Source organism: Nocardioides sp., assembly GCF_031422975.1.
Lineage (GTDB): Bacteria > Actinomycetota > Actinomycetes > Propionibacteriales > Nocardioidaceae > Nocardioides.
This window is the reverse complement of sequence record NZ_JANPEO010000336.1, coordinates 1-2,530: the sequence shown is the minus strand read 5'-3', so window position 1 is coordinate 2,530 and position 2,530 is coordinate 1. Positions and strand designations below refer to the sequence as shown.

Annotated in this window: 2 protein-coding genes; both read left to right on the top strand. The window is 70.6% G+C overall.

What is annotated here, in order from left to right; translation table 11 throughout:
* The first annotated feature begins 221 nt into the window (after positions 1-221).
* Positions 222-1,184, top strand: coding sequence for an alpha/beta hydrolase fold domain-containing protein (locus RMO85_RS10225; RefSeq protein ID WP_310528621.1), 963 nt, complete (start codon positions 222-224; stop codon positions 1,182-1,184).
* A gap of 17 nt (positions 1,185-1,201) precedes the next feature.
* Positions 1,202-2,251 carry a helix-turn-helix domain-containing protein gene (locus tag RMO85_RS10220; protein WP_310528620.1) on the top strand — a complete coding sequence of 350 codons (1,050 nt, stop codon included), beginning with the start codon at positions 1,202-1,204 and terminating at the stop codon, positions 2,249-2,251.
* The last annotated feature ends 279 nt before the right edge of the window (positions 2,252-2,530 follow it).

Here is a 2,530-nt window from a genome sequence, read left to right as displayed (position 1 = left end):
GCCGTCAATGGACCTGGACATGGTCGTCCTCCTTGTCGGTGCCGCCGGGCGGTCCGGCAGGCGCGTCACCTACGCTGCTCGCGCAACGCAGGCTCCGGAACCGACGCCGCGACGCAGATCGGCGGGCGTCACCCGCCATCTGTCGGGTCCGCGCGGGAGAGCGGCACATTCGTCGGGTGAGGGCCTCGCGCCATCGCTTGAGCGGGGCTAGCGTGACGAAGGTGACCAGCGTCGTGCGCCCCGAGTTCGACCCCGAGCTCAAGGCCGGGCTCGCGGTGGTTGGTGGGATGTTCCCGCCCACCATCACCCCGGACCTCATCGACTTCATGCGGGTCTCCTACGCGTCCGCTCCGCTCGACGACCTCCTGGCGGCGCGGCGGATCGAGCGACGCGACCTGGAGGTGTCCGGACACGAGGGCGCGAGCCTCGCGATTTCGGTGCTCCGGCCGGCGGGCATCGACACAGCGCGCCCGGGTGTCCTCTATGCGCACTCGGGCGGGCTGATGTTCGGCGATCGGTTCAGCGGCATCGACCTGGTCCTCGACTGGGTGGACAAGCTGGGCGTCGTGATGGTCACCGTCGACTACCGACTCGCACCCGAGTTCCCCGACCCCTACCCGCGCGAGGACATGTATGCCGCCCTCGAGTGGACGGCCTCACACTGCGGCGAGCTCGGGATCCGTCCCGACCGGCTGCTGGTGGCGGGCGCCAGCGCCGGCGGCGGGCTGGCCGCCGGCCTCGCCCTCGCCGCCCGCGACCGTGGCGGACCGCGGCTGTGCGGGCAGGTGCTCGACTACCCGATGCTCGACGACCGAGGCACCACCGGCTCGACGACGCAGTTCGACGGCATCGGGGTGTGGGACCGGGTGAGCAACGAGACAGGCTGGAACGCGCTGCTCGGCGGCGCGCGCGGCGCCGAGTCGGTGTCGCCGTACGCCGCACCGTCGCGTGCAGAGGACCTGTCCGGGCTGCCCCCGGCGTTCATCGACGTCGGCGCCGCGGAGATCTTCCGTGACGAGGCGATCGCCTATGCCGACGCGATCTGGTGCGCAGGAGGCGACGCGGAGCTGCACGTGTGGTCGGGGGCTTTCCACGCCTGCGACATCTTCGCTCCGCACACCGCCGTCGGGCGCTCCATGATTCGGGCCCGCGACACCTGGGTGGAGAAGGTCCTTGGCGACTGAGGGGCGGGGCCACTGACATGCAGGAGCTCTTGGGCCGCATCTCCCGCCTCGACCCGAGCGCCAGCCTCGGGTTGCGCGTCATTGCCTGCTTCGACGAGCTTGTCGTCGGCAACGTCAACACCCGCGGCCTGCTCGCCGCCGCAGCGTCACTGACCGGCTGCCCGGCCGGCTTTCGGCAGGAACACCCTCCACGGGTGGTCAGGGTGACTCCGCGCGGGACGTTGCATGACGGGGAGCCTCCGGCGGTGGCGCCGGAGTTCATGGCGCCGGCCTCGGACGGACTGACTGTCTGGCTCGAGCGGGAGGGCGAGGCGCTGCCCAACGACACGATCACCCTCGAGCGGCTCGCGTTGGCGATCCGGATCCGGCACGGCCGGGGTCGCCGCGATCAGGACAATCGCCGACACCTCGGACTTCTCACCGACACCGATGTCGCGGCTGAGGACCGGATCGCAGCGGCCGCCGAGCTCGGCCTCACGGCCACGGGCCGCTACCGCGTCGCGGCCGCACCTCTGTTCGCGGTCTGGCTCCGGCACCCGGACGGACCGGAGGACGTCATCCCGACTCGGCACGGCCCTATCCACGCGATCGTGCTGCACGAGTCCTACGACGCCTTCGACGCGAGCCCGTGCGGAGTCGGCGTTGCCACCTCGGTCGACGAACTGCACCACTCGTTTCGGACCGCGATGGTCGCGTTGCGACTCTGTTCGCCACCCGAAGACGGCCTGGTCTGCTCCGACGTCTATGGCGGACTTGTTGACATGTTGGCGGACACCCCCGAGGACGGGCACCAGCCCGACGTCGAGCGGATGGACGAGATCGTCGCGCATCCATGGGGCCTCGCGACAGTCGGGGCCATCGTGACCACGCACTCCGTGCGAGAGGCGGCCAGACAGGCCGGGGTCCACCACAGCACCATGAGCACCCGGATGGACGTCATCTCCGCCACGTTGGGCTTCGACCCGCTCGACGGATTCGGTCGCGCCCGCCTCGGCTTGGCCTACCTGAGCCACCGGCTGCGCCGCTCGAGGGTGCTCGACCTACCTGCGCCCCCCGTGGGCACCTGACGAGATCACAACACCGGCCGAGGCGACGCCGGTCGATGCCATTGGTCAATCGAGTGCTGCCGCCACATCTGCGGCACTAACCGGGCAAAGGCCCATTCTCGCTGCGACGACATCCTGCGGCTGCTCCCACTCCTCGGCATGTCCAGACGTCCCGTTAGGCGACGGGCCCGCAACGGCACACTCGCGTGCCCACCCGCCACCGGCGTCGCGTCCTGATCGCCTGCAAAGGGGAGCGTGCACCAAACTTCGGCGCGTCCCAGATGTCCCAGGCGTCATGCC